This window comes from Tahibacter sp., from assembly GCF_032229445.1.
In the GTDB taxonomy this organism is placed as follows: Bacteria; Pseudomonadota; Gammaproteobacteria; order Xanthomonadales; family Rhodanobacteraceae; genus Tahibacter.
Genome location: NZ_JAVTWC010000051.1, coordinates 66,759 through 73,567 on the forward strand (window position 1 = coordinate 66,759; position 6,809 = coordinate 73,567).

General features: G+C 68.0%; 4 protein-coding genes. 2 read left to right on the forward strand and 2 right to left on the reverse strand.

What is annotated here, in order from left to right; all coding sequences use genetic code 11:
- Position 1: 1 nt before the first annotated feature.
- Entirely contained in the window at positions 2 to 1,309 is a 1,308-nt protein-coding gene (locus tag RUU78_RS10065) for a hypothetical protein (RefSeq protein WP_313916164.1), read from the reverse strand.
- A gap of 203 nt (positions 1,310 to 1,512) precedes the next feature.
- Positions 1,513 to 2,949, reverse strand: coding sequence for a hypothetical protein (locus RUU78_RS10070; RefSeq protein WP_313916166.1), 1,437 nt, complete (start codon positions 2,947 to 2,949; stop codon positions 1,513 to 1,515).
- 189 nt (positions 2,950 to 3,138) lie between these two features.
- Here RUU78_RS10070 and RUU78_RS10075 point away from each other — a divergent pair, with 189 nt between their 5' ends.
- Entirely contained in the window at positions 3,139 to 3,702 is a 564-nt protein-coding gene (locus RUU78_RS10075) for an ECF-type sigma factor (protein ID WP_313916168.1), read from the forward strand.
- Positions 3,699 to 6,476 carry a serine/threonine-protein kinase gene (locus tag RUU78_RS10080; RefSeq protein WP_313916170.1) on the forward strand — a complete coding sequence of 926 codons (2,778 nt, stop codon included), beginning with the start codon at positions 3,699 to 3,701 and terminating at the stop codon, positions 6,474 to 6,476. The genes RUU78_RS10075 and RUU78_RS10080 overlap by 4 nt, the downstream gene beginning before the upstream one ends.
- Positions 6,477 to 6,809 lie beyond the last annotated feature (333 nt).

The following is a 6,809-nucleotide window of genomic DNA, read 5'->3' on the forward strand; positions in this document are numbered from 1 at the left end:
GTCAGTCCTTGAGCGCGCGGACGATGGTCCGCAGCGCCTCGATGAAGTACGCGTTGCGCCAGAGGTCCGGCAAGTCTGCGCCAGCCGTCAGCTCCGCGCCGGACACGTCGCGGAAGCGCACGTCCAGCGTCATGTCGTCCTTCAGCAGGATCCAGGCCGCACCGCCGCGAGCATTCATGACCGTCGCGTTGTGCGCGATCAGCGCAAGCAGCGCATCGCGATAGCGCGCCTCACGCAATGCGATAGCAATCGCCTGCCAGCGCGGTTCGCTTTCGGCGCGGTCGGTCGGTCCCGTGAAGAATTCCGTGCGCAGCGCGGCGACCGCATCGAGGTCGATGCTCGTGCGCAGTGCGGCGCCCCAGCGTTCGGTGACGCACGCGGCGACATCGTCGATCCGGCTTCCGTCGGCACCGAGGGCGAAATCGAACAATTCGGCGGCCGGCGCCAGGACCGACTCGGCCGTGCAGATACGATGCAGCGCGGTGGCGACATCGCGTCCGGCCGCCTGCGTAGTATCGCCGACGCGCGCGGCGATCGACGCCAGCGTAGCCGCCTTCAATTCCCAGTCATCGTCCGCAAATAGCTGCAGCTGATCGGCAAACAGGCGCTGACGCTCGAATCTGCCGGGATCGTCAGCGGACGGCTCGTCGCCGCCGTAAGCCAGATGGTGACGCAGTAACGCGCGCTGATCGGCAGCCAGACGCAGGAATACGTCGGCGATGGCGCTGAGCAGAACCGCCTGTCCGCTTCTGTCGAGCTTCGTGGCGGAAACCAGCAGTTGTTCAATTTCCCGGATCTGCAGCGGCGTCAATCGCGCAAGCAGCAGCGCGGCCAGGCGCTCGCCGACCGCGGTCAACCGCGCCTCCGGATCGACAAGCCCCGACGAGCGCGCGGCGACGCTGTACAAACCCCAGATGCCGTAGCTCTTCTGGTTCGCAAGCAGCTGGGCGTCACCACCCGCGCCCAGGGGAACGACACTGAGGGGTTTGACTTCGCAATGTTCGCGGACCGTATCGATTCCGCGAAAACCGCGGTCGCCCGCACCGAAGCGCGCATACGCGGCGATCTGCTCCCACTTGAGAAATACGTCGACGAGGCTCTGCCCACTGGTCTCCGCCAGCGCGGCCGCGAAGTGGCAACCGAGAACCAGGATGGCGAAATCCGCGACCGATGTCGTCACCGTGGTGAGGTTCGACACGACGGTGCGGCCCAGGCGCGACCAGATCTGCTGAACGCCCAGCGGATCGCGCGAACCTTTCACGTCCGCACGCCTGTCCAGCAGGGTCAGGAACGGCGTGGCCAGTGTCATGTGCCTTCACCGCCGCGCGATACCGCAGGGGCACGATCGGCGACGCCGGGGATTCCAGGAACAGGCATGGCGGGCTTCCCTGTCTGAATCGGAGAGATGCGGCGGATCATTCCGCCGACACTCCTCGAACGCGCCGCGCCACCGTACACCGGAATCTACAACGTCGCAATTGCTGCTCAAGAGAGAATGCAGGCGCGGATGCCTTAGAACGGCTTCAGCTCCGCATCATCGGCAAAAATCCGATCCGGGTCGCCGTACGCACGCAGCACCGCGAAGTCGGTGTGGCTAGCGTTCGGATGGGCGGCATAGCCGGCGACCAGCAGGTTCCCGGACGGCTCGACCGCGAGTGCGCGCGATTCCTCATTGCCGGTGATCACGTTCACGGCCTTGCGGCCCTGGCCGTCGCCGAAGGTGGGATCGGGCTGGCCCTCGGCGGTCAGGCGCACGACGAAGAAGTCCGGCTGCGGCGAGCCGGCCGGCGCGGTGGTGGCGTAGCCGGACGCAACGATCTTGCCGTTGCCCTGCAGAGCGAGCGCACGCGCTTCGTCGTAGTTGGAGATGCTGCTGAGTTTCACCAGCGTGCGGCCATTGGTACCGAAGTTCGTATCGGGGCTGCCATTGGGCAGCAGGCGCAGGAAGGCCAGGCCGCGATCATTGCCACTTCCGACCAGGACCAGTCGGCCCGCGTTGTCGATGCGCGCGGCACGCAGGTCGGATACGCCGCTGGCGACGCCGCCGCTGCTGATGGCGCTGAACAGCACACGGCCCTGGTTGCCGAAGCTCGTGTCGGTCGCGCCGTCGCGCGTCAGGCGCGTGGCGAACGCGTTGTTGCGCGCGAAGGTGTAGCCGACCAGGGTGATGCTGTCGTCGGCCGGCAGGTCGCCGCGCTGGTTGGTCGCGATGCCGCTGACGTAGTCGCTGGTCTGCGGGTCGGCCGCGAAGAAGCCATCGAGCACGCGATAGCCGCTGCCGTTGCCGCCGAAGCTCGTGTCGAGCACGCCGTCTGCGGAAAAGCGCGCGACCGTGGTGCGGCGGTAGCGGAAGTTGCCGACGACGACGAGGGTGTTGCCGGCGACGACGATCTTTCCGTCGCGCTGCACGGCAAGGTGCCGGCCCTCGTCATGGAAATTCGCGCCAGCGACATCGAGCAGCACCGCGCCGGTACGCGCGCCGGTGCCGGGAACGGCATCGCCGAACGTGGTGTCGGCGCTGCCGTCGGGGCGCAGCTTGAGGAGGGCGAAGTCCGAATACGCGGTGTTCGCGAGAATGCCGAAGACGAGCAGGCTGCGGTCCGGCAGCAGCTTGAGCGCGTGGGCCTCGTCCACGTTGCCGCTGCGGTCGAGATGCACCAGTCCAGCGGTGCCGAAGCTCGGATCGAGACGGCCATCGGGAAGGTAGCGCGCGACGCTGAAGTTCGGCGAAGACCCGGGCCCGGTCAGGTTGCGGCCGACCACCGTGCCCGCGACGACGAAGCGTCCATCGGATAGCGGCGCGACGGCGTTGATTTCCTCCGCACTGGCGAAGAAATCTGTGGTCAGTTTGCCGGCGCTGCCGAAGGTCGGATCGAGTTCCCCCGGCGGCCCCTGCTGCGCGAGCACGGGTGTCGCGGCCAGCAGCAGTACGCTGGCGGCCAGTGCCATTCGGTACGAGTGCAAACGGCGGGGTGTCTTCGTATGCTTCACGGTGGCTTTTCCTTCGGGATGAAATGAATTCAGGGGCGTGCCGCCGACGCGTCGGTCGCGGCTGGCGGCGCTTGCCACCCGAGGACGTGATTGCTTGAGCATTCCTGTCACCACAGTCATTGCCGCAACATCGCAGGAGTTCCGCCCGTGTCCGAACCCGCCACTGATCACGACGTCACGCGCCTGCTGCTGGCCTGGAACCAGGGCCAGGCCGGCGCCGCCGATGAACTGACCGAGCTGGTCTATGCGCAGGTCCGTGCGATCGCCGGCAAACACCTGCGCCAGTTCGACGGCGATGTGACGCTCGCGCCGACCGAACTGGCCAACGAACTGTTCCTGCGTCTGCTTGGCAAGGACATTGACTGGCGCGACCGGCGTCATTTCTTCGGCGTCGTCGTCGCGGCGATGCGCAATCTGCTGATCGACATGGCGCGTGCACGCGGCAGCGAAAAGCGCGGCGGCGGCCAGGTGCATGTGACCCTGTCCTCGGCCGAGGACCAGCCCAGCGAGTCGCGCGAGCACGACCCGCTCAACGGCGCGCTCGATGCGCTGCGCGAACTCGATGCGCGCAAATGCGAAGTGATCGAGCTGACCTATTTCCTCGGCCTCAAGCGCGAGGAAATCGCCGGCACGATGGACATTTCGCTCGCGACCGTCGACCGCGAACTGCGTTTCGCGCGCGCCTGGCTCAAGGAGCGCCTCGAGGCATGAGCGGCGAGCGCTGGCTGCGCCTGCAGCAGCTGTTCGATGCGCTGCTGGACCTGCCGGCGGCACAGCGCGACGCCTGGCTCGCACAGCAGGACGATGCCGACGAACTCAAGCAGGAAGCGCTCAGGCTCGCGCAGGCCGACGCGCGCGACGACGCGGCCGTGACGCGGCAGTTCGGCACAGCCGTCAGCGAGCTCGCGACGGCGCCGGCACGCGGCCTGATGCTGGGCCCGTATCGCCTGCTCTGCGAGATCGGCTCCGGCGGCATGGGCACGGTGTTCCTGGCCGAACGTGCCGACGCGGAATTCGATCGCCAGGTCGCGATCAAGCTGATCCGTGGTATCCCGACACGCGACGCGGCCGAGCGCCTGCGCCGCGAGCGACAGATCCTGGCCAAGCTGGAACACCCGCACATCGCGCGCCTGCTCGACGGCGGCACCAGCGCCGACGGCCAGCCCTACCTGGTCATGGAATACGTCGCCGGCGAGCCGATCACGCGCTGGTGCCGCGAGCACAAGGCCACGCTCACCGCACGGCTGGAACTGCTGCGCAAGGTGTGCCTCGCCGTGCAGTACGCGCATCAGCGCCTCGTCATCCATCGCGACCTCAAGCCCGCCAACGTGCTCGTACGCAGTGACGGCGAGCCGGCCCTGCTCGACTTCGGCATCGCCAAGCTGCTCGACCCGAACGCGAGCGGCCGCCAGGAAGCGACCCAAGCGCACTGGTTCACGCCGACGTATGCCGCGCCGGAGCAGCGCCGCGGCGAGGCCGTCAGCACGGCGACCGACGTCTACGCGCTCGGCCTGCTGTTGCTGGAAGTGCTGACCGAAACCGCGCCGGTGCAGAACGCCGAAGGGCCGGTCCTGCCCGCCGTACTCACGCGCGCCGACGGCATGCGGCTGCCCGAGGAACTCGTGCTGATCATCGGCCAGGCCACGCATGCGGATCCGTCACGGCGCTACCTGTCGCCCGAAGCCCTGTCCGAGGATCTGCGTCGCTATCTGCGCGGCCGCCCGGTGCTCGCCGCGCCTGACAGCTGGCGCTATCGCAGCAGCAAATTCCTGCACCGCCATCCGTTCGCGGTCGGCGCCGTCGCGCTCGCGCTCGCCGTCATCGCCGTGTCGACCTGGCGCCTGGCGGCCGAACGCGACCGCGCACTGAGCGCCGAACGCCGCGCGCTCAGCGAAACCGCGGCGTCGCGCGCGGTGGAGCGCTATCTGGTGTCGTTGTTCGAAGCCGCCGATCCGGACCGCAGCGGCCGGCGTGTGCTGAGCCCGCGCGAACTCGTCGACATCGGCAAGCGCCAGCTCGCCACGAGCCTGACCGACGATCCTGCCCAGCGCGCGCGCCTGCTCACGACACTGGGCCGGCTCTACGCGCGGCAGGGCCTGCCGACCGAAGCGATCACGACACTGGACGAAGCCGTCGCGCTGCTGCGCGTCGCCGCACCGGAGTCCGCCGCGCTCGTCGACACGCTCGAAGAACTCGGCAATGCGCGCCGCGACAACCTCGAGTTTCCGCAGGCACTGGAATTGCTCAGCGAAGGCATGCAACTCGCCGCACGACTGGATGGCGACGGTGGCGCGCGCGCGCTGCGGCTGCGTTCGGAATGGGCGCTGGTGCTGGCCCGCGCCGACCGCCCGGCCGAGGCCGTCGCCGCGCTCAACGACGTGGTCGCACGCTACGAGGCCGCGACGGATCTGCGCGGCAGCGAAGACCACGCCAACGCGCTGCTGTTCCAGTCCGAGGCACTGCTGACCCACAACGAGGCCGACGCCGCGAACCGGGCCGCTCAGCGCGCGGTGACCATGCTGCGCGTGTCGCATCCGCCGGACGATCCGGTGCTGCTGTCGGCGCTGGGCTTTCTCGCCAATTCCTTTCGTGCCAAAGGCGACTTTGCCGCCTCGGAAACCGTGCTGCAGGAAATGCTGCGCGAGCGTCTGAAACGCTACGAGCCGGACAGCGAGATGGTCGCGCTGGTGCGCAATGAACTGGCCGTGATCTATCACAGCCAGGGCCGGCTCGCCCAGGCGCGCGAACAGATGCAGCTGTCGCTGGCCAGCGCGCGCGCCAATCTCGGCGAGGACAGCCTCTCCTTCAGCGTCAGCCTCAACAATCTCGCGAGCGTGCTGGAGGAATTGGGCGACTACGCCCAGGCCGAACCGCTGCTGCGCCAGTCGCTCGCCATCGCGGAGAAGAACGCGGCCGAGGATTCCTCGGCCCAGATACTGGCGCGGCAGAACCTCGGCCGCCTGCTGATGCTTTCGGGACGCCTGGCCGAAGCACGCGGCTTTCTGGCGCATCCAATACCGCCGAGCGCCGAGGAAAACCCGACGCTGGACCTGCAGCGCGGACGCCAGCATTTCCATCTCGGTGAATGGGAGCGCCGCTCAGGCCATCACACCGCAGCCGCCGCCGAGTTCGACGCCGCCGAGACCGTGTTCAAGCCCATCGTCGCGGATACGTCGCCGCGCTGGGGCCAGCTCGCCCGTTCGCGCGGCCTGCTCGCCGCCGATGCCGGCGACTTGCCGGCAGCGATCACACAATTGCGTGAGGCGCTGCGCATCGTCGCGGCAGCGCGCGGGCAGGACTATCCGGGCACGGCGGAGATCCAGCTCGAACTCGCCGCACTCCTGCTGCGCGACAACAACGCCGGTGAAGCGCGTGAACTCGTCGAGCTCGCCGGTCGGACCCTGCATGCCCAGCTGTCGTCCGACGCGCCGACGCTGAAATCGCTGGCACAGCTTCAGGACCAGCTCGCCGCAATCGCGCGTTGACTCCAGCTCCCAGAAAACTGGGCATTCGTTGGTAAGCCTCCGCCCAGCCCATCTTCTCCGCCAGGAAGCAGCCGAAGAAGCTTGAGCCATCGAAGGCAAGGGCATAGGCGATGGGCGAGTCGCAACGAGAGAAGCACTGGCGGCAGCATGTTGCCCGTTGGCGAGCGAGTGGGCTGACGCAACGGCAGTACAGCCAGCGCGCGGGATTGAACGTTCATACGCTGGCCCACTGGAGTTGGCGTCTGGGTCGTCAGGCGGGAGGCGCGGCCAGCCAATCGCTAGCAGGCTGTTGAGAAACCCCTCCGCTCATGCACAATCATAGGCTCCATCAAT